The sequence below is a fragment of the Flavobacterium microcysteis genome (assembly GCF_006385255.1).
GTDB classification, from domain to species: Bacteria; Bacteroidota; Bacteroidia; order Flavobacteriales; family Flavobacteriaceae; genus Flavobacterium; species Flavobacterium microcysteis.
Genome location: NZ_VFJE01000055.1, coordinates 346,776 through 365,881, shown reverse-complemented (window position 1 = coordinate 365,881; position 19,106 = coordinate 346,776). Strand labels below are relative to the sequence as shown.

18 protein-coding genes are annotated in these 19,106 nt (G+C 35.6%); 10 read left to right on the top strand and 8 right to left on the bottom strand.

What is annotated here, in order from left to right; genetic code table 11:
- Nucleotides 1-14: 14 nt before the first annotated feature.
- Entirely contained in the window at nt 15-398 is a 384-nt protein-coding gene (locus FJA49_RS12945; RefSeq protein WP_140001342.1) for a pyrophosphohydrolase domain-containing protein, read from the bottom strand.
- A gap of 80 nt (nt 399-478) precedes the next feature.
- Between FJA49_RS12945 and FJA49_RS12940 the strand changes: the two genes are divergently transcribed.
- Nucleotides 479-667, top strand: coding sequence for a hypothetical protein (locus FJA49_RS12940; protein WP_056070933.1), 189 nt, complete (start codon nt 479-481; stop codon nt 665-667).
- A 70-nt stretch (nt 668-737) separates the two neighbouring features.
- Here the strand turns inward: FJA49_RS12940 and FJA49_RS12935 are convergent, their stop codons facing one another.
- From FJA49_RS12935 to FJA49_RS12915, 5 genes are all read right to left on the bottom strand, one after another.
- Entirely contained in the window at nt 738-2,174 is a 1,437-nt protein-coding gene (locus tag FJA49_RS12935) for a DUF6794 domain-containing protein (protein WP_140001341.1), read from the bottom strand.
- A 79-nt stretch (nt 2,175-2,253) separates the two neighbouring features.
- A complete protein-coding gene (locus FJA49_RS12930; protein WP_140001340.1) occupies nt 2,254-2,895 on the bottom strand; it encodes a DUF6705 family protein in 642 nt (213 codons plus the stop codon).
- A 19-nt stretch (nt 2,896-2,914) separates the two neighbouring features.
- Entirely contained in the window at nt 2,915-3,556 is a 642-nt protein-coding gene (locus FJA49_RS12925) for a DUF6705 family protein (protein WP_140001339.1), read from the bottom strand.
- 18 nt (nt 3,557-3,574) lie between these two features.
- Nucleotides 3,575-4,981 (bottom strand): hypothetical protein, encoded by a 1,407-nt coding sequence (locus FJA49_RS12920; protein WP_140001338.1) that lies wholly within the window; start codon nt 4,979-4,981, stop codon nt 3,575-3,577.
- A gap of 136 nt (nt 4,982-5,117) precedes the next feature.
- Entirely contained in the window at nt 5,118-7,151 is a 2,034-nt protein-coding gene (locus FJA49_RS12915; protein WP_140001337.1) for a dipeptidyl-peptidase 3 family protein, read from the bottom strand.
- A gap of 131 nt (nt 7,152-7,282) precedes the next feature.
- Here FJA49_RS12915 and FJA49_RS12910 point away from each other — a divergent pair, with 131 nt between their 5' ends.
- The 4 genes from FJA49_RS12910 to FJA49_RS12895 all read left to right on the top strand — a co-directional run bounded on the left by FJA49_RS12910 (nt 7,283) and on the right by FJA49_RS12895 (nt 10,009).
- The gene (locus FJA49_RS12910; protein WP_140001336.1) at nt 7,283-8,443 is read left to right on the top strand and encodes an SRPBCC family protein; all 1,161 of its coding nucleotides are present in this window, start codon (nt 7,283-7,285) and stop codon (nt 8,441-8,443) included.
- A 148-nt stretch (nt 8,444-8,591) separates the two neighbouring features.
- Nucleotides 8,592-9,134 carry an RNA polymerase sigma factor gene (locus FJA49_RS12905; RefSeq protein ID WP_140001335.1) on the top strand — a complete coding sequence of 181 codons (543 nt, stop codon included), beginning with the start codon at nt 8,592-8,594 and terminating at the stop codon, nt 9,132-9,134.
- Between the two features lie 30 nt (nt 9,135-9,164).
- Nucleotides 9,165-9,575 carry a hypothetical protein gene (locus FJA49_RS12900; RefSeq protein WP_140001334.1) on the top strand — a complete coding sequence of 137 codons (411 nt, stop codon included), beginning with the start codon at nt 9,165-9,167 and terminating at the stop codon, nt 9,573-9,575.
- A gap of 2 nt (nt 9,576-9,577) precedes the next feature.
- Entirely contained in the window at nt 9,578-10,009 is a 432-nt protein-coding gene (locus tag FJA49_RS12895; RefSeq protein WP_233590153.1) for a sensor of ECF-type sigma factor, read from the top strand.
- Between the two features lie 4 nt (nt 10,010-10,013).
- Here the strand turns inward: FJA49_RS12895 and FJA49_RS12890 are convergent, their stop codons facing one another.
- Nucleotides 10,014-11,069, bottom strand: a complete 1,056-nt coding sequence (locus tag FJA49_RS12890) for a WD40/YVTN/BNR-like repeat-containing protein (RefSeq protein ID WP_140001332.1) — start codon at nt 11,067-11,069, stop codon at nt 10,014-10,016.
- Nucleotides 11,070-11,433: 364 nt separating this feature from the next.
- Here FJA49_RS12890 and FJA49_RS12885 point away from each other — a divergent pair, with 364 nt between their 5' ends.
- Genes FJA49_RS12885 through FJA49_RS12875 form a run of 3 tightly spaced genes read left to right on the top strand, consistent with a single transcriptional unit; the run spans nt 11,434 to nt 16,136 of the window.
- Complete coding sequence (locus tag FJA49_RS12885; protein ID WP_140001331.1) at nt 11,434-13,857, top strand: TonB-dependent receptor; 2,424 nt, start codon at nt 11,434-11,436, stop codon at nt 13,855-13,857.
- Complete coding sequence (locus FJA49_RS12880) at nt 13,858-14,958, top strand: PepSY-associated TM helix domain-containing protein (protein ID WP_140001330.1); 1,101 nt, start codon at nt 13,858-13,860, stop codon at nt 14,956-14,958.
- Nucleotides 14,959-14,963: 5 nt separating this feature from the next.
- Nucleotides 14,964-16,136: a PepSY-associated TM helix domain-containing protein gene (locus FJA49_RS12875; protein ID WP_140001329.1), complete on the top strand. Its 1,173-nt coding sequence runs from the start codon at nt 14,964-14,966 to the stop codon at nt 16,134-16,136.
- 133 nt (nt 16,137-16,269) lie between these two features.
- Here FJA49_RS12875 and FJA49_RS12870 read toward each other — a convergent pair whose 3' ends face one another.
- Nucleotides 16,270-16,635 carry a DUF983 domain-containing protein gene (locus tag FJA49_RS12870; protein WP_140001328.1) on the bottom strand — a complete coding sequence of 122 codons (366 nt, stop codon included), beginning with the start codon at nt 16,633-16,635 and terminating at the stop codon, nt 16,270-16,272.
- 118 nt (nt 16,636-16,753) lie between these two features.
- Here FJA49_RS12870 and FJA49_RS12865 point away from each other — a divergent pair, with 118 nt between their 5' ends.
- Nucleotides 16,754-17,626 (top strand): helix-turn-helix domain-containing protein, encoded by an 873-nt coding sequence (locus tag FJA49_RS12865; protein WP_140001327.1) that lies wholly within the window; start codon nt 16,754-16,756, stop codon nt 17,624-17,626.
- 89 nt (nt 17,627-17,715) lie between these two features.
- Nucleotides 17,716-19,020, top strand: a complete 1,305-nt coding sequence (locus FJA49_RS12860; RefSeq protein WP_140001326.1) for a putative sodium/potassium/calcium exchanger — start codon at nt 17,716-17,718, stop codon at nt 19,018-19,020.
- Nucleotides 19,021-19,106: the final 86 nt, after the last annotated feature.

The window sequence follows — 19,106 nt, the reverse complement described above, 5'->3', positions numbered from 1 at the left end:
TTTCGGGATTTTTTTTATTTCAATATCAGGGAGAAATCAGGCTTAAAATAATTTGGCCCTTTCATCACTTTTCCATCTTCTCGATAGATTGGCTTTCCGTCCTCTCCTAGTTTGCTCATATTGCTGCGTTGGATTTCATCAAAAACTTCTTCAATTTTATGCTGTAATCCGTGCTCGATAATAGTTCCGCATAAAATATAAAGCATATCGCCTAAAGCATCTGCAATTTCAATTTTATCATCATTCTGAACGGCTTCAAGATATTCCTCGTTTTCTTCTTTCATCAAATTATAACGAAGCATATTTTTGCTTTCGCCTAAATCTCCTTTTGGAGTTTCGCTTACGCCAAGGCCAAATGCCTGGTGGAATTCTTTTACTGCATTGAGTTGTTTCTGCATGATTTTCAAAAATTAAATGATACTGCAAAATACTGACTTTTGGATACAAATAATTACTTTTGCATAAAAACTTATCCACTATGTTTACTCAAGGTCAATGGACTTTTGCCGGCTTTTTTGTTATTGCATTTATTGTAGCAATGATTTATGCCTACCGAAAAGATTTGAAACTGCACAAGATATTTTACAAAAGAAGTTATCTGGTTTTATTAGGCTTTTTAGCTTTTATCGGATTGCTTTTTGTTATAAAGGTTTATTTGAAACACTAAACCCATTCTTTTTATTTCAGATTTATACGGCTGTTTTATCAGCAAAATTCTTTTGCCTTTATTAGGTTTACTATTGGCTTTTATTTCGTTTAACAGGATTTTGCTTTTCCCATTTTTCCCAAGCCGTTTTGTCGCCTTTCAGCCATTTAATATATTGCTCTATAATAATATCGGATATAGTTTCGCTGCTATTGAACCTCTTTTTTTTAGTACTCCGGTCGTGAAAATATTTAAGTAATCGGGAGCCTCCATGGAGTCCCCAATTATTTCTGATCCACATGCCTAATCCAAAATGATGTTGAATTGACTCTCTTTCTTCAGTTTCGGCAAGCATATTTTTGCTTTCTAAATCTAAAATTTTATCCAATTCAGTATTACATTCATATAAATTTTTTGGAATATAAAAGTTATCTATTTTATCTAACGTAAGGCGTTTTTTGTATTCTTCCTCCTCTTTTTCCTTTATCCTTATAGTTTCTTTCTCTGCAATTTTTTCATCAAAACTTCTATAACCACCAAAAAAAGTTCTAACATAAATTTTATCAAGTCCAGCAGGAATGAAATCTGTCTTAAATGTCGTATTATCAATATAATTTATAATCTTTTGTTGGTCAAAAATCAGATCTGCAGAAATACTGTCTATCTCAAACTTTCCGTTGCGATTCATATAGCCTGTTAATTCTATTTTATGTAATCTAAATTTATAATACTCCTGAGAATTGGATGATATAAATTTCAAATTAGACAGTACACTTATTGCCTGAGATAGTTTTTCATTATTCTGAATATTTTCTATATCACTAACATATTTAAAGGGATATTCATAATAAGATATACGACTTTGTATTGCCTGAATATTTTTAATTTTTGGATAGAGAGAATCAAAATCTATTTTTGATTGGATAATACTTATGTTATTCAAATCAAACAGAGTGACCTTTTTTCTAGCATCTGTAATATAGATTGTATCATTTTTGTTAAATACATAATTCTTAATGAGAAATTTATTCTGATCTGTGACTCTGTCCTTGTATTCCAAAAAAGTTCCTCCAGAAGGTTTAAACAATTGATCTCTATTTTCAGAAAACATTTCACATTTTTCTCTTTGACGATCACAGTTAATAAATTCTTCGGTCGTATAAGCTTTTGTGAGCTTACCATCAAGATATACAGTCACATTTTTATGCTCCTCACCACCGTAATAAGCCCTATCTTTAATATAAATGATTTTTCTTCCGTCATTGCTTATTGCTACAAAAAGAGGCTCACCTTCCCATAAGTCAAATGAACGATTGATTTTATATATTTCTCCCGACTTGAAATTGTTATAACTGACAAAAGATTCCCCTTTTAAATTAGCAATTTCGTTGTCATAAGAAAATGATGTTAGTTTATATTTCCAATTAGAAGATAATGTTTCCGAACTAGAAGTACCCAATCCTAAAGGAATTTGGCAATGCAGGGATTGTAGAGATAACAAGGCTATTATAAGATATTTTTTTTTCATGTGGTGTATAATTTTTTAGTTGCTAAATTTTGAATGTTATCGAATTGAATTGTTCTTTTCATGCCGTATTTATTATTTTTCACAACTGTTTTGTAAGCACATATTCTCCATAAGGTAAAAGATAAGATACAATATCTGTTGGTTGCCCATCCCTTGTAAAGCCATATGAACCTGAAACTCCATAAAACCAAATCTTTAGTTTGGTAACACCATTTTCTGTAAATCTGCGAAAGACCATTTCGGAATCAAGCCCCTCAACATCTCTTCTGCTAGGTTCTGTGTAAAATGTCATTAACCTTAATTCACCCGGTTGACATTCAGGACAAGAAGCTGGAAATTTAATTCCACGTTTTTGTATATTTCCATAAATATTATAATAAGATATCTCTTGATAATTCATATTAATGTTGTCCAAAGTATTCTGCACTTCTAAATTGTTTTTGATATATTGATATTCGCCCACAATATAATCTGTATAAAAATTTAGTGGACCCCCATTTACATAAAACATTTCTTTTTTCTTTAAAATAATTTTTAAGATTGTCCCATTGCTTGAATAGAGCCACGTTCCCTCAAATTGGTCCAAAAAATTCTCGGTATCTTTATAATATCCTCCTGTTACATCCCCATAGCCACTATTATTTAATGGAATTATTGGGCTTTGCGCCTTACAAACTATAATAGTAAATAATAGTATGCTTGTTTGGATTATTCTTTTCATAGCGTCTTAATTATAGTTTTTACTGCTTTGTCAGCACATATTCTCCATAAGGTAAAAGATGCGTTTCAATATCTGTTGGTTGCCCGTCCCATGTAACTCTATATGACCCTGAAACCCTATAAAACCAAATCTTTAGTTTGGTAACGCCATTTTCTGTAAACCTGCGAAAAACCATTTCGGTATCAAGACCTACTACATTTCTTGCTCCAGGTTCTGTATAATAAGTCAGTAGTCTCTTTTCTCCATGCTGGCACTCCGGGCAAGCGGCAGGCACTAATGTTCCTCGAATTTGGGTGTTTCCAGTAATGTTGTATTGACTTATCTCTTCGTGATTAATGTTTAAGTTATGGAGCGTATTTAGTATTTCGATACCGTCTTTTATATATTGATATTCGCCAATAATGTAGTCTGTATAAAAATTTATTCCGATTCCATCTTCGTAAAACATGTCTTTGTTTTTTAAAACAATTTTTAAGATTGTCCCATTATTAGAATAAACCCAGGTTCCCTCAAACTGCCAAAAAAAATCCTCAGTATCTTTATAATATGCCCCACTAATTGCCCCGTAGCTGGATCCTCCATTTAATGGAATTACTGGCGTTTGTGCTTTACAATATACCTTTAAGCACAATAGAATAATAATTGTTAAAACATGTTTCATCTTTTTGTATTTAATTGACTAATTGCATGGTGTCTTTTTAATTTCACTCAATATATCATTAGGATTAGATAACGTAAGTTCTTTCCAATTGCTAAAATCAGCTTCCGCTTCATATAGTCCTACACCTACATCAAATTCATTCATTGTTACTAACAATGCCTTTATTAGTTTATCAGTATTTAATTTTCCAGCATCCTTGAATCTGTTTTCAATTTTTCTTTTCATCTTAATATATTTGCTAGAGTCACCCATGACAACCGCAAGCTTGAGATAGTTTTTTATTTTTATTGCATATGTACCATCAGGTGTTGTCAGGGTCAACACAAAAAGAGCATAGTTTCGAGAACGAGGTGTTAACCCATCCCAGTTATACAGTGCTGCTACCTTAAACAGAAAAAGAAGATCAGGAGCAGGAAACATAGGGAATGTTTCTGTATTAACAGGATTAGAATGGATATGGTTCGCTCCAAAGTATTTACCTCCTACAAAAGCATCCATATTAAGTACGTTTGGTCTATAATAATCTGGTGGTATTGGTTCTACATCATCATATCCCGGAGTCCGTTTGAAAGCAAAACCGTATTCTATATTCTCGTTAACCTTTGACTTTAATCCGTTTATACCAACATATGAGTCTTTGATTTTCGTGTTCTCAATCATTTTATTAAGCTCTTTGCAGGGCTCATTATCTCTGGGATGAGGCAGTAATGGCATTTCAATAATTACTTCGGGGTTTGGGTTTGGATTAGGATTGCTAGATCCTCCGCCCCCACCTCCGCCGGGTTTGGTAAATCCACCATCATAATAATCTTGTTTATTGATTGGCGGGCAAAGTCTATCTGCAAATCCTCTGAGGCAAATAGAACATTTATCGCACACACCTCCGGCACATTCGCCCCTACCGTTGCATTTGAGTACCCATGAATAGATAATGGTGCAACCCAGTCCTCTGGCACTACTGGCATAGATTTCTTTAAAACCAGTTTGCAAAGGGTCACCATCTTTGTCGACGGAATAATCAGACTGTATAATCATTTCCAGCCATTTTCCTTCTTTGTTATAGACAACAAGATAGAATCTGCTATTTTCTATTTCTCCTTTTATGGGGGTTATAGGAAAAACATAGGATGTTTTTTCTCCTGCTACGGTTTGCGTAATTTCTTTGGTGTCAATACTAAAATCAGCAAGTGTATAACCCTTACTATTACGTTGAGCAATTGGGCCATTTTTGTTTTGCGGGAGTCTTAAAGTGGGTTGGAAGTCGATTAACCCGGTTTGTTTTTTGAAAGTGGAAAAAGACACTTTTGTTACCTGTCTGGTTTGTTTCTCCCTGTCTTCTATAACAGGAATTTCTTCGGTCTGGCAACTTAGGAACAGGAATATTCCGGACACGAGAAAATAAGGCGTGCGTTTAAGCTGTTTCATTTTGTTGGCTTTTAAATACTTATTTTGGCGTGGGAGATATTCAAATATAAACAAAAATGTTTTCAAAAAAAACTAAATAAAAAAGCCCCAAATAGTTAGATCCTATTTGGGGCTGATTTTTATGCTTTAAAACCTGTTAGTTTTCTTCAGGAAGGAAACCATATGTTTTAGAATAATAAAGCATCTGCTCTGCAAATGTTTTAGGCTGTTGGATTTCAAAAGAAGTAATTTCTCCTTTGTCATCTGTTTTAGGAACCAAAACCGGATTTACAAATCCGCTATAAGGTGCTGATTTGAATTTCTTGTTTCTCTCCAAAACTTCTTTATGTATTTTCTGGTCTACTTTTACACCATAGTTTTCTACCAAAGCTTTTCCAGCTGCAAAATCACCTTCTGATTTAATGCGTTGCGTTTCTCTCAAAAGCTGTCCAAAAAGTTCGTGAAGTTTTTCGTAGTTTGTAATATTAAAATACGTTTTACCATCACGGGTAATCTTCTCGATTACATTATCTTTTTTACCTTTTTCAAAAACCCAGGCACTCACCCACTGGCGGTTTCTCATGTGCGCTTCTTCGATATTAGCTCCCGGCTCCAAACGAATCAACTGTGTCATTAATCCGTTTCTGATATAACCGTCATAAGCTGCCATACCTACTTTTTTCCAATCGTCTACCAAGCCTAATTCTTGTAATTTTGGGCTATACAGGTAATACAATCCAACCAAGTCAGCCCTTCCTTCTTCTAAAGTTGAAGCATAACTCTTTAAAGTTTCTTTTGGCGTTCCAACACCCGGATTGATTTGTCCTGATGCATGCCCTACTACTTCATGCAATGCTGTATGCAATTTGTCTGCTACTTCACCATATTTCTCTTCCAATTCGATTTCTTCCTTGTCGTTTGCAAACTCTTTCAAACGGTCAGAACCTCCAGCATGGTTATAAGCATCTACGATATTTCCTAATGAAACTGATTTTGAACCATGTTCAGCACGAATCCAGTCCGCATTTGGAAGATTGACGCCAATTGGAGTGCTAGGTGAAGAATCACCAGATTCTCCAGCTACAACAACCACCTTGTAAGATACACCTACAACATTTTTCTTTTTATGTTCCGGCATCAAAGACGAATTGTCTTCAAACCATTGTGCATTAGAAGAAATTACTTCCATTTTTTTAGACATATCGAAGTCTTTGATTTGCACAACCGATTCGTAAGATCCTCTGTATCCTAACGGATCGTTATATACTTCAATAAATCCATTGATATAGTCGATATTTCCTTCCGTAGCTTCTGTCCACGCAATGTTATAATCATCCCATGTTTTTAAATCTCCGGTTTTATAATATTTAATCAACAAGCCAATCGCATCACCTTGTTTTTTATTTTCAGCAACACCCTGAGCTTTTTCTAACCAATATACAATCTTATCGATAGCTGGCCCATACATACCGCCGCTTTTCCATACTTTCTCTTCAATCTGGCCTTTGGCATTACGCACCAATTTTGAGTTCAATCCAAAAGAATATGGTCTTTTAGCATCCGGACTTTTCTTTGTCTTGTAATACTCTTCAGCTTCTTTGTCTGTAATTCCCTTATCGTAAAAGTTTACTGCAGAACCTGCAAGCAATCCTTTAGATTCGTCCAGGTTTACTTTTTTTGCATCCTGATCGTTAAACAATATTTCTACTACTTCTGGAGCCAGAGTAGTTTTTGTTTCAGAAAGCAAAGTCTGGAAATACTCTTTTGTAAAAGCCGGCTTGATTTTATCGCTGGAATAATGGTGGTGGATTCCGTTTGAAAACCAAACTCTTTTCAGATAGATTTCGAAGTTTTTCCAATCTTCTGAAGCCTTATCTCCTTTATAATTTTGATAAATATTCTCTAAGGCTTTTCTGATTTTTAGATTGTGCTTGTAGTTTTGATCCCAATGAATATCACGGCCCGCCATACCAGCCTGCGTCAGATAATAAACCAGTTTTTGCTCCTTAAGAGTAAGTTTTTCCCAACCCGGAACCTGATAACGCAATACTTTTATATCTGCAAACTGCTCGACTTCATATTGAAAATCGCCTGTGTTTGCCGCAACTTCTTTCGGTTCTTCTTTGTCTTTTCCGCAAGAGACAAGAAATGCCGATGCAAGAAACATTCCTGCAATGGTTTTTAATTTCATATGCTTAGTTTTAGTTACTAAAAAAACAAATATAATGATTTCTTAACGGAACTGGTACGAGATATTCTTCCAATCGATATCAAACTATTTTCTTACTTTTGTAGTACGAAAAAGCGCCTAATAAAAATTTTATGAAAATACTGAAATACATCTTGCTCCTTATTCTTCTTGCCATTATCGGAACCACTGTTTACGTGGCTACACAGCCAGGTGAATACGAATCCGAACAAAGCAGAGTCATTAAGGCGCAAAAATCGGTTGTCTTCAGTTATGTCAACGATTATAAAAATTGGGAAGATTTCGGTTCATGGAAAGACGATGATCCTTCTATGCAGTTTGCCTATTCCGACACTACTATTGGGAAAGGTGCTTTTTATACCTGGAAAGGCAGTTATGGCGAAGGAAAGACCGAAACCATATTTGAAAAAGAAAACGACAGTATTGTCCAAAAAGTTACTTTTTCAGGCAACGAAGGCAAAGCCTATCTTACTTTTAAGGATACGGTTGGCGGAACAAAAGTTACCTGGCATTCTAAAGGAAAACTCAGCTTCATGGATAAAGCCTATGCCGTTTTAAAAGGTGGTGCAGAAAAAATGATTGGCAACATGCAGGAACGTACACTTGCCAAGCTTGACAAAGTAATTTCTTTTGAAATCAATACGTATTCCATACAAGTAGATGGTGTTGTTCAAAAATCAGGAGGCTATTATTTCCAGCAAAAAGTGACCTGTAAAATTTCGGAAGTTCAAAAAAATGTAGGGTTGATATTGCCAAGCATGCTCCGCTTTTTTAAAGACAATAATATAGCGCTAACGGGCAGTCCTTTTATCTTATACAATGTTTTTGATGTTCCTAACAATAAGGCAAGCTTCTCTGTATGCCTTCCAATGCGCGAGGAAATTTTCACTGCAGAAGGAAGCGATTATACCAGCGGTAAGCTTGAACCTTTCCAGGCCTTAAAAACAACTTTAAAAGGCGACTATTCGCACGGAAAAGAAGCTTGGGACAAAGCGTTGGCTCATATCAAAAAGAACAACCTGGCGGAAAATAAATCCGGAAGCTATATTGAAGTTTATGTAACTTCTGCTGCTCAGGTTAAAAATCCATCGAAATGGGTAACTGAAATTTATGTTCCGGTTGGACAAGCAGCCGCTACAGAAGTGGTTCCAAGTCCTGCTACCGGTGCAACTTCTACTAATACAAGTACAACTACGGCTACTCCACCAACAACTCCTAAAAAAGCAGCAACTCCTGCTAAACCTGCTGTTAGAGAAGCTCAAGTCATAGAATAGAAAATCTATCAAATATCAAAAAGCCGGACTATTGTCTGGCTTTTTTTATGATATGGTTTGCCATCCTTGTAATTTCTATTTTCTTAAAGTATTCTATTAGATTAAACCTTTTCGCTTACCTTTAGTCTTAGTTATAAAGAAATCGCTTTTGCTGGACGAACAGGCTTTCATAAAAGATCTTTTGGATCCGAAAACGCAGAATAAAGCGTTTCAAACACTGCTGTCTTCTTATCAGAAGCCTTTGTATAACCATATCCGTAATATTGTACTAAACCATGATGACGCTGACGATGTGTTACAGAATACATTTCTGAAAGTATTCCAGCATTTGAAAAATTTTAAAGGAGAAAGCAAACTGTTTTCCTGGCTGTATCGAATAGCTACCAATGAAGCGATAACCTTTTTGAATGCAAAAGCCAAACGAAATGGCATGACCAGTGAAAATTTCCAGCAAAAACAAATCGAAAGCCTAAAAGCGGATGATTATTTTGAAGGTGATGAAATTCAACTAAAACTTCAAGAAGCTATTGCAACACTGCCCGAAAAACAGCAGTTGGTTTTTAAAATGCGCTATTTTGAAGAATTAAAATATGAAGAACTATCTGAAATTTTAGATACTTCTGTAGGCGCTTTAAAGTCTTCTTATCATTATGCTGTAAAGAAAGTAGAAGAATATATGATCAAACATTAAACCTTTTTGGTTTTATAAAGTCAAAAGAATATGAACTCATTTAATTTAGAAAACGGACCAAAAATAAAGTCAGGATTTAAGACTCCTGAAGATTATTTTGAAAATTTTTCGGAACAGATGCTTACCAGGATCAACACCGACGAAAAACCGGTACGCTCTATTTTCCAGAAAAGAAGCAATTGGTTTGTGGCTGCTGCAGCTGTACTGATTGTTGGAATTGCAATTCCATTTCTAAACAAATCTGGCAACAATACATCCATTGATGGGGAAAGCTTAGAAAATTACCTGGCTTACCAATCCAATATAAGCCAATACGATCTTGTTAATCTTCTTGATGAGCAGGATATCGAAGCTTTGGAATCTGACCTGAAAATTGATGATGCTGTTGTTGAAAGCGCCTTGTCTGACAATACTAATTTAGAGAACTACTTAACAGAATAATTATGAAAAATCTATTTCTTATTTTGCTCGTTTTTGGATTGACAGCTTCCGCCCAAGACGATAAAAGAGAACAAATCAAGTCTTTAAAAACGGGTTTTTTAACTACGGAACTTTCGCTTACCGCTGATGAAGCTGCAAAATTTTGGCCTGTTTATAATGCTTATGATGATAAGCAATTTGAATTAAAGCATCAAAAAATGCGTGCCTTGAATAAAAAAATAGACGGGATTGACTCCATGACCGATAAGGAAGCGTTGGCATTAATCAACCAGATGGAAGATTATGAAAACGAATTGTTCCAAAACAGGAGAAAATTGGTCAGCAACCTGAAATCCATATTATCGCCTGTAAAAATATTGAAGTTGAAAAAGGCAGAAGACGATTTCAACCGAAAATTATTACGTCAATACAAAGATAAAGGTCCTAAAAAATAGGACCTTATTTTTTGAATCTTATACGGATAATTTTGTTTTTACCGGCAGCAATTGCCATATGATTATCAATAAAATGAATCGTATACAAGTCTTTGTCTTTAGAAAACTGTTTCCATGTAGCACCATTATCTGAAGAATACTGCAAACCAGAAAAACCTACTGTCACAAGTTGCTTCCCTCCCGATTCCGGCACAAATTGCACGCAGGAAGCATAGCCAAACCCTGTGTTTTCACCAATTAATGTCCAGGTTTTGCCTCCATTTATTGTCAGTGCTTTATTTTTTGAATTTAATTCCGGCTTTTCATAATTTCCTCCCACAATGAATCCAATATTCTCATCATAGAAGTCGGCAGAAAATATACCAGTCATCGTCTCGCCTTGAATAATTGGAGTTGCAGCAACTTCCCATGAAGCTCCTTTATCTAAAGTATAAAAAATACGGGCTTTTTTTCCTCCAGAAACAATCCAGGCCATATTGTTTTTTACCATAAGAGCAGAATTACTTGCTGCAAAAGCAGCTTCGCCCTCCTCTATTTTTGGAAGTCTTTCACAAGGTATTTTCTGCCATGTATTTCCTGAATCTTTCGTGATGATTACAGAAAAACAACCGTCTATAGGATCGCCTACAGCTATTCCTTCCTTATCATTCCAAAAATGCATAGCGTCAAAAAATGCCTTTTCGTGGTCGTCTTTATAGACCAATTTTGTTTCAGAACCGTCTTTTGCTACCTTATAAAGTAATCCGGGAGTACCCACGCTCATCACAAAAATAGCGCTGCTGTTTTTTGCAATACTTCTAAATTCAGGGTTGATGGTATCTTTGGAAATCGTTTTTTGAAATTTTTCTTTTGAGGCTAAATCGTAATATCCGTATTTTCCTTTATCAGCGGCATACCATATCTTATCATTTTCAATCAGAATTGCCCTGATGCTAAAATTATCCTGCCAAAGCGTATCAATAATAACGTCTGAAAAATAATTGTTTTTTTCAGGCTTTATTTCATGCTTGCATTGGGTAAATACAAGGGGCAATAAAAAAATACGTAGTATTTTTCTCATAGTTGTTTTTGGTTTGGGATACAAAGAAACAAAAGAACTCATAACATTTTCAAAATCGCCGCAGACAACCAGCAAAAAGCATAAAAATTCGTTGAAATGCAGTTATTTTATAAAACGCCGAAATACCTTAAACCCACATAATCAAAACATTAAAAAAGTGTTTTTTCATAAAATAAAAACATTTGATAAACATAATGCAGGATATAAAGAATAAAAAAACTATAAACACAATTATACTCTTTATATTTTAGATAAACTACAAATCTTTGTTTTTATTTTTAATTGTTCTAAATAAGTCTTGCCTGCTTATTATTTGAGAATTACTTTTGCATCGAATTTTAATCTCAAACAAATCTCACATACAATGAATAAGCTTATAATGACATTGCTTGTCTTTGTTTTATTTAGCGCTAGCTCATTTGCGCAAAACGGAACATTAAATGGTCGGGTTGTTTCTACAGACAATACACCACTTGAATCAGTTACAGTTACGGTAAATGGTACAAGATTCGGAACACAAACCGGTCCTGATGGTAAATTTGAAATACAAAATATAAAACCTGGAGATTATGTCTTAAAGGTTGCTTTTGTTGGTTATACTTCTAAAGAAGTAGTTTTTACTATCTCAGAAAATGTACCTACAACTTTGGAAAACATCTCATTAAACAGCAAAAATGAGACATTGGCTGAAGTCGTAATTACTGGCAACATCAACAGATATACAAAAGCCGAAAGTAATTATGTCTCTAAAATGCCTATCAAAAATCTTGAAAACTCACAGGTTTACAGTGTGGTTACTAAAGAATTAATGAAAGACCAATTGGTTGTCAATCAAGATGAAGCTTTAAAAAACATTCCGGGTTTATACCAATTATGGGCTTCAACAGGCCGTGTTGGTGATGGTGGTTCGTACTTTTCATCCCGTGGATTTATTACGCAAAGTTTATTAAGAAATGGTATTGCCGGAAAAATCACAAACAATGTAGATGCTTCTAACTTAGAAAGACTGGAAAGTATTAAAGGTCCGTCTGCAACTCTTTTTGGTAGTTTGCTTACTTCTTATGGAGGCTTGATCAATCGTGTAACAAAAAAGCCTTATGATAATTTTGGAGGGGAAATTTCATATCAGGCAGGAAGTTTTGGGTTAAACCGATTAACTGCAGATATCAATACACCAATCAATGATGACAATACGGCTTTGTTACGGGTAAATGCGGCTTATAATAACGCTAACACTTTTCAGGATTATGGGCACACAAGAAGCTACTTTTTTGCACCATCATTCTCGTATCAGGTAAATGAAAAACTTTCGATTTCTATTGATGCAGAACTATCCAATGTTGATGCTTCATCTATGCCGTTGATTTACATCCCTTTTGATAAGACGCCAAACAGTCTTGGTCTTCATAGTGCCAATGATATCAAAATGGACTGGAGAAGATCATTTGTAGGCGATGAATTTATGATGAATACAAAAACAGCCAATATCTTTGCACAGGCAAACTACCAGATGTCTGACAACTGGAAATCACAAACTGTTTTTAGTACCAGTTCAAACCAATCTGTTGGGCCACAAACCTGGTTCTACTTGTTAGGAAATAATGAAATGTCAAGAAACGTATGGAACATTGACGGAAGAGACAATATCATTGAATTTCAGCAAAACTTCAATGGGGAATTTGACCTTTTTGGAATGAAACACAGATTTTTGCTAGGTGGTGATATTTACCGTATGGAAAGCAAAGTTGGTTATGGATACTTGCCTACTTTCTTCTATTTTGATACGGTAAACTATGCGGGTGCTAACCCTAATTATTATAATTTCACGCCTCAAGCTGCAGAAGCTTTATTTGCACAAGGAACACATTATAAGACTCACAATTCGCTAACTACTTATAGTGCTTATATTTCTGATGTAATCAACGTGACAGACAGGTTAATCCTTTCAGCAGCATTACGTTTTGACCACTATAACAACGATGGTAATTTTGACCCGGCTGCAAATACAACTTCCGGTGCCTTTTCTCAAAATGCATTATCGCCAAAATTCGGTGCAGTATACCAAGTCATAAAAGATCAGATTTCTGTTTTTGGAAACTATCAGAACAGTTTTAAAAATATCGGTTACCAATTGGCTGATGTCAATGGAACGCCACAATTGAAGGCTTTTGATCCGGAACAGGCAAATCAGTTTGAAGCCGGAGTAAAAATCAATACGTTTCAGAACAAATTAAGCGCAACTTTCAGCTATTATAATATTGAAGTTAAAGACATCCTGAGAGCTGGACAATTAGCCAATACAAGTGTACAGGACGGAAACCAGACCAGTAAAGGTTTTGAGGCTGAAGTTACAGCCAATCCTATTCCAGGATTAAACTTTATTATTGGTTATGCATTCAATAACAGCAAAATCAACAATGCTTCAGCCGATGTAAACGGTCTAAGACCAGAAACAGCAGGTCCGGAAAACATGATTAACTATTGGATTAGTTATAGCTTACAGACTACAAAATTGAAAGGATTAGGTTTTGGTTTTGGAGGTAATTATGCTGACAAGACTTTTATTTATAACAGAAACCCTAACGGTTCAGGAAATAATGCCGATGTACAGACATTTTCTTTGCCATCATATGCAGTGATTAATGCGGCATTGTATTATGACCAACCAAAATACAGACTTTCTCTAAAAGTAAATAACCTGACTGACGAATTGTATTTTAACGGTTATACCACAATCAACGTACAGTCTCCAAGAACTTTCATGGGAAGCGTATCGTATAAATTCTAAATGAGTTTTAAAAAAAATATAAGATTCTTACACAAATGGCTCGGACTAACCTCCGGGCTTATTGTGTTTATAGTCAGTATTACGGGCTCTATTTTCTGCTTTCACGACGAAATCAAGGATCTTACCCGAGAATATCGCAAAGTAAGCGTTGAAAATAAATCTTATATTTTGGCTTCAGAACTGCAATCTAAGGCCAAGGAATTATTTCCAAAAGCCACAGCAGATATGGTTGTTTTTCATGGAAAAGACAGACCAGCCATTGTTTATTCAACGATAGACGATAAACCCTATAATTTATATTTCAATCCTTATTCTGGAGATTTTTTAAAGCAGGAAAGTATTGAAGATGATTTTTTTGTCATCATTGAAGACCTGCATATGCACCTTTGGCTGCCTCCTGAAATTGGAAAGCAAGTTGTTGGAATTTCTACGATTATCTTTATCCTAATGCTTATTTCAGGAATCATTTTATGGTGGCCTAAAAAACGCAGGGATTTAAAAAATAGGATCAAAATCAAATGGGATGCCAAATGGCGACGGGTGAATTACGACTGGCACAATGTCACCGGATTCTATATTTCGCTCTTTGTGCTCATTATTGCCCTGACTGGACTGACATTCTCTTATGAATGGATGCACAAAACGATGTACTTTGTTGGAAATCTTGGACAAGAATATCCTAAAGACGATTTTACGCCAGTAATTGATTCTACATTAGTGTCCAACTCAAAAGCCAATCCGATGGATCTTGCACTATCACAAGCCTTTAAAACCAAACCTGACGACGAGATGTTTTTTGTATGGTATCAGGGCGAAAAAGATGCCATCGTAACCGGCTCTTATCCCGATGCCTTAGATTTTGACCATCAGTCTAATTTGTATTTCCATCCTAAAACCGGACAGCTGCTAAACACTGATTTATACGAGAATAAAAGTCCGGGAATGCAACTGCAGGAAATGAATTACGGATTACACACCGGGCAGTTTTTTGGTCTGGCCGGAAAAATAATAGCTTTTGTATTGAGTCTGCTTGCAGCGGCCTTACCTGTTACCGGATTTATCATTTTCTGGGGAAGAAGAAATAAAAAATCAAAAAAATAATTCACTTGGCAAAGAAGAAAAACAAATACGGCCTTAAGCATTGGATTGGAAAAATACACCTTTGGCTTGGAATGGCTTCAGGTCTTGTTGTCTTATTGCTTGCTGTTACGGGTTGTATTTATGTTTTTAGTGTCGAAATTACAGAAGCGCTTCGCAAGGACGCCATGTATGTTCCAAAAGTTGAATCTACTACTTTTCCTATCTCAAAACTTTGGGGCGATACTCAGGAAAAAATCGGAAATCATATTAAAATTTCAAGCGTAAAGGTTTCTAACAATCCTGAAAAAGCATGGATTTTTGGCTGTTACAAAGGAAATGAAAATGCGATAACCTATTTTGGAGCGATCGATTATTATAAATCGATTTATGTAAATCCTTATTCCGGAGAAATCTTAGCGGTTTATGATGAAGAAATGGACTTTTTCAATATTGTAAAATACATCCATTGGAGCCTTTTATTGGAAATAGGACTCGGACAACAAATCGTAGGTTGGTCGACATTTATTTTTGTCGTCATGCTTATTACCGGGATTATTTTATGGTGGCCAAAAAACAAAGCTGCCAGGAAGCAGCGTTTTCGATTCCAATGGAAAGAGACTACAAATTGGAAAAGAAAAAACTATGACATCCACAATATTTTCGGATTCTATATCGCTACAATTGCATTAATCATTGCTTTTACCGGAATGGTTTGGGCATTTTCATGGTTTCAGTCTGCCGTTTATGTAGCAGGTTCCGGCACTACTGAACGACCAGAAATCATAGCAAAAGAAGCTAATGCAAATCTTCCAAAAATCTCTGATGTGATGGAAACCGCTTTAGAGAAAACAAAACTTGCTTATCCTGATGCTGATGCTTTCAGCTTAGGAAAACCAACCGATTCTTTAGCAACCGTAGATATTTATGTGCAACAGAACGAAAACACCTATTATGTTTCGCATGAAATGCGTTTTGCTCAAAAATCAGGAGAGGTTCTCTTGAACAGAAACCATTCTGAGAAAAATTTTGGAGAAAAATTAATTACTGCTAATTATGACTTGCATGTCGGAGCAATCCTTGGAATTCCCGGAAAAATACTGGCTTTCATCGCAAGCTTTATCTGCGGAATGCTTCCTGTAACGGGATTCTTAATCTGGTATGGCAGAAAATTCAAGAAAAAAGCAACTAAAGCTAGTTAACAGGGTTTCTAAATAAATCTGTTGGTACTATAATGCCACAGATTAACACAGATTAAAATGATTCATGTCGAAAAATCACTGGAAATCTTTGTAATCTGCGGCAAAAATAAAATTGTTCTCTAAATATTCTAAGCTAATTAGCTTTAGCCTTGGCCTTGCTGTCAAACATATAAATCCATAACAGTCTTGAATATCTGAAATTAATCGTGCACAGCAGGAATGCCGCCGCAACAATAAACAAAAGACTGTGGACCAAACTCGTTACAAACAATCTGGAAATAAAAAAAGTAGCTACCATTTCTGCAACAGCCAACCCATAGCTCACATACATTGCCCCGAAGAAATAGCCCGGTTCTTTTACAAATTTATGGCCGCACTCTGAACATTCAGGATGCATTTCGGGCATCTGAAATAAAAATGGGTTTCCATTTGTTTTGAACACTTTTCCTTTTCCGCAATTGGGACATTTATTCTGAATTACATTTTTTAAGAATGACATAACTCTATTGTTTTATTAGGACAAAGTTCCGAAAGGGATGAGCATCTTACAATAGGTTAATTACGCTAATATTTGTATTATTCGGACATTCTATAACTTTTATTTGTATCTTTATGGTATGGAAATGATCAGCGTTTTAGACATCAGCCAATTACAACTAGGCAAAGGCCAAAAGGATTTTTATGTCAATAAGATTCCGCCACATATTTTAGAGAACCACAGTAATATTACAAGGCCACACAAACATAATTCCTACCTGACAATCCTATTTACAAAAGGTTCAGGAAGACATGAAATCGATTTTAATTCCTACGAAATCAAACCCGGAAGCCTGTTCCTTCTTCCTCCTGGCAAAACGCATCATTGGGAACTTTCTGAAGATATTGACGGCTATATTTTTTCACATACAGCTAATTTTTACGATTTGCACTATTCTCACAACAGAATGCACCAATTCCCGTTTTTCTATTCCATTCAGAATACGCCATACATAGCCTTAGACAAGAAGCAGAAAGAAGAAGCAGAATTTTTATTCCAAAAACTTTTAGAGGAATACCAAAGCAGCAAACCTTTTCAGCAACAGCTTATTTTAAGCTATATGGACATCATTTACATCGAACTATCTCGATTATATCTAACAGAAAATGCTCCAAAAATCATAACATCAGGCACCTATTCTGAAAAGTTTCAACAATTTGAAGATCTCATCGAAAAAAATTATATCACAGAAAAATCGCCTTCACAATATGCAGACTGGATGAACATCAGTCCAAAACACTTAAATCGGATTACAAAAAACATAATTGGGAAAACAGCTTCTGAAGTTATCACTGATAGGGTTATTCTGGAAGCAAAAAGACGATTTTTACATACAAAAAATAATTTTTCGGCAATTGCGGAATCCCTGGGTTATGATGATTACGCCTATTTTTCAAAATTATTTAAGAAGAGCTCAGGCCTCACTCCTACTGGTTTTTTAAAACTATACTAAGCTTTCTAAAAAATCTTGGCACGGATATTGGTTATTAGCTTGTAAAGAAAAAAATTATCAGTCAAGAACACTTAAAATAAGTAGAAATCATGAAAGCAAAATTTATAACATCTGCCCTATTCGCATTTTTATTTGCGATACAAATCCAGGCACAAGACAGGACGACCGTCACAGCCAATAGCCGTGATATTAGCGACAACCTTGATCTTAGAGCCGTAGCTTCCATATTTGGAGATTCGCAGGATTTGGCAGACTTTGAAAGAAGGTTGAATGACCCAAAAGCACAGATTTCTAATCTTGACCTGAATGGCGACAATAAAGTAGATTATCTGCGAGTTATCGAAACTGTAGAAAACAATATCCACTTGATAATTATCCAATCTGTTTTAGATCGTGATGTGTATCAGGATGTCGCAACCATTGAAGTGGAGAGAGACAGCAATAATAATGTACAAATTCAGGTAGTAGGTGACGTTTATATGTACGGTACAAACTATATCTATGAGCCGGTATATGTCACAAGACCTGTAATTTTTAATGTCTTCTGGACTAATTATTACAGACCTTACTATTCTCCTTGGTATTGGAGTTATTATCCAACCTATTACCATACCTGGAATCCATATCCAATTTACAGATATCAAAGACACGTTCATAATCACATAAATGTACAGAACAACTATTATTATGTAAACACAGGAAGAAATCCAAGAGCTGAATCAATTTACAACAATGGCCGACGCTCAAACGGATATGAAAGAATGTATCCTAACAGATCATTTGCACAAAGAAATAACAATGTGAGCAACCGTTATGAATTGGTTCAATCAAGAAGCGGATCAACAAGAAATGCTGATGTAAGAGGGACACGAAATTCAAACGGGACACGTAACACGACAGGGACACGAAATTCTGCAACAACAAACAGAGATAATGCTACCCTGACAAGAACAAATGAAACCAGAACGAATGAAGTTAGAAATACAGATCGTGGCCAGAATTCTTCAACAAGAAACAGAGATAACTCTACTTTGACCAGAACGAATGAAACCAGAACGAATGAAGTTAGAAGTACAGATCGCAATCTGAATTCTTCAACAAGAAGTACAACACGTTCTGAAGCTACAACAGTTCCGACTTATTCAACAAGAACTACAGGAACTCCTACAAGAGTAGAAAACACAAGAAATACGCCAACAAGAAGTTATGATGCACCAACCAGAACAGTGACACCTAGAACGGAATCGCCAACCAGAAGCAGCGCTCCTTCTAATACAAATATAAGCAGAGGTAATTCTACTCCAAGACAAAGTGCTCCACAACAGTCAAGAAGCAATGACGGAGGCGGATCACGAGCTAATTCAAGCTCAAGAGGCGGAGGTTCCAGAGGTTAAAACAAAATAAATTTTTTTAAAAAGGCGGTCAAAAAATGACCGCCTTTTTCATTGTAGCTACGACCGTTGGCAACAAGCAAAAAATG

What these genes read in the sequence shown, in the direction of transcription:
- FJA49_RS12945 (WP_140001342.1), bottom strand. Translation starts at nt 398, where the DNA reads ATGCAGAAACAACTCAATGCAGTAAAAGAATTCCACCAGGCATTTGGC.
- FJA49_RS12940 (WP_056070933.1), top strand. Translation starts at nt 479, where the DNA reads ATGTTTACTCAAGGTCAATGGACTTTTGCCGGCTTTTTTGTTATTGCA.
- FJA49_RS12935 (WP_140001341.1), bottom strand. Translation starts at nt 2,174, where the DNA reads ATGAAAAAAAAATATCTTATAATAGCCTTGTTATCTCTACAATCCCTG.
- FJA49_RS12930 (WP_140001340.1), bottom strand. Translation starts at nt 2,895, where the DNA reads ATGAAAAGAATAATCCAAACAAGCATACTATTATTTACTATTATAGTT.
- FJA49_RS12925 (WP_140001339.1), bottom strand. Translation starts at nt 3,556, where the DNA reads ATGAAACATGTTTTAACAATTATTATTCTATTGTGCTTAAAGGTATAT.
- FJA49_RS12920 (WP_140001338.1), bottom strand. Translation starts at nt 4,981, where the DNA reads ATGAAACAGCTTAAACGCACGCCTTATTTTCTCGTGTCCGGAATATTC.
- FJA49_RS12915 (WP_140001337.1), bottom strand. Translation starts at nt 7,151, where the DNA reads ATGAAATTAAAAACCATTGCAGGAATGTTTCTTGCATCGGCATTTCTT.
- FJA49_RS12910 (WP_140001336.1), top strand. Translation starts at nt 7,283, where the DNA reads ATGAAAATACTGAAATACATCTTGCTCCTTATTCTTCTTGCCATTATC.
- FJA49_RS12900 (WP_140001334.1), top strand. Translation starts at nt 9,165, where the DNA reads ATGAACTCATTTAATTTAGAAAACGGACCAAAAATAAAGTCAGGATTT.
- FJA49_RS12895 (WP_233590153.1), top strand. Translation starts at nt 9,578, where the DNA reads ATGAAAAATCTATTTCTTATTTTGCTCGTTTTTGGATTGACAGCTTCC.
- FJA49_RS12890 (WP_140001332.1), bottom strand. Translation starts at nt 11,069, where the DNA reads ATGAGAAAAATACTACGTATTTTTTTATTGCCCCTTGTATTTACCCAA.
- FJA49_RS12885 (WP_140001331.1), top strand. Translation starts at nt 11,434, where the DNA reads ATGAATAAGCTTATAATGACATTGCTTGTCTTTGTTTTATTTAGCGCT.
- FJA49_RS12880 (WP_140001330.1), top strand. Translation starts at nt 13,858, where the DNA reads ATGAGTTTTAAAAAAAATATAAGATTCTTACACAAATGGCTCGGACTA.
- FJA49_RS12870 (WP_140001328.1), bottom strand. Translation starts at nt 16,635, where the DNA reads ATGTCATTCTTAAAAAATGTAATTCAGAATAAATGTCCCAATTGCGGA.
- FJA49_RS12865 (WP_140001327.1), top strand. Translation starts at nt 16,754, where the DNA reads ATGGAAATGATCAGCGTTTTAGACATCAGCCAATTACAACTAGGCAAA.
- FJA49_RS12860 (WP_140001326.1), top strand. Translation starts at nt 17,716, where the DNA reads ATGAAAGCAAAATTTATAACATCTGCCCTATTCGCATTTTTATTTGCG.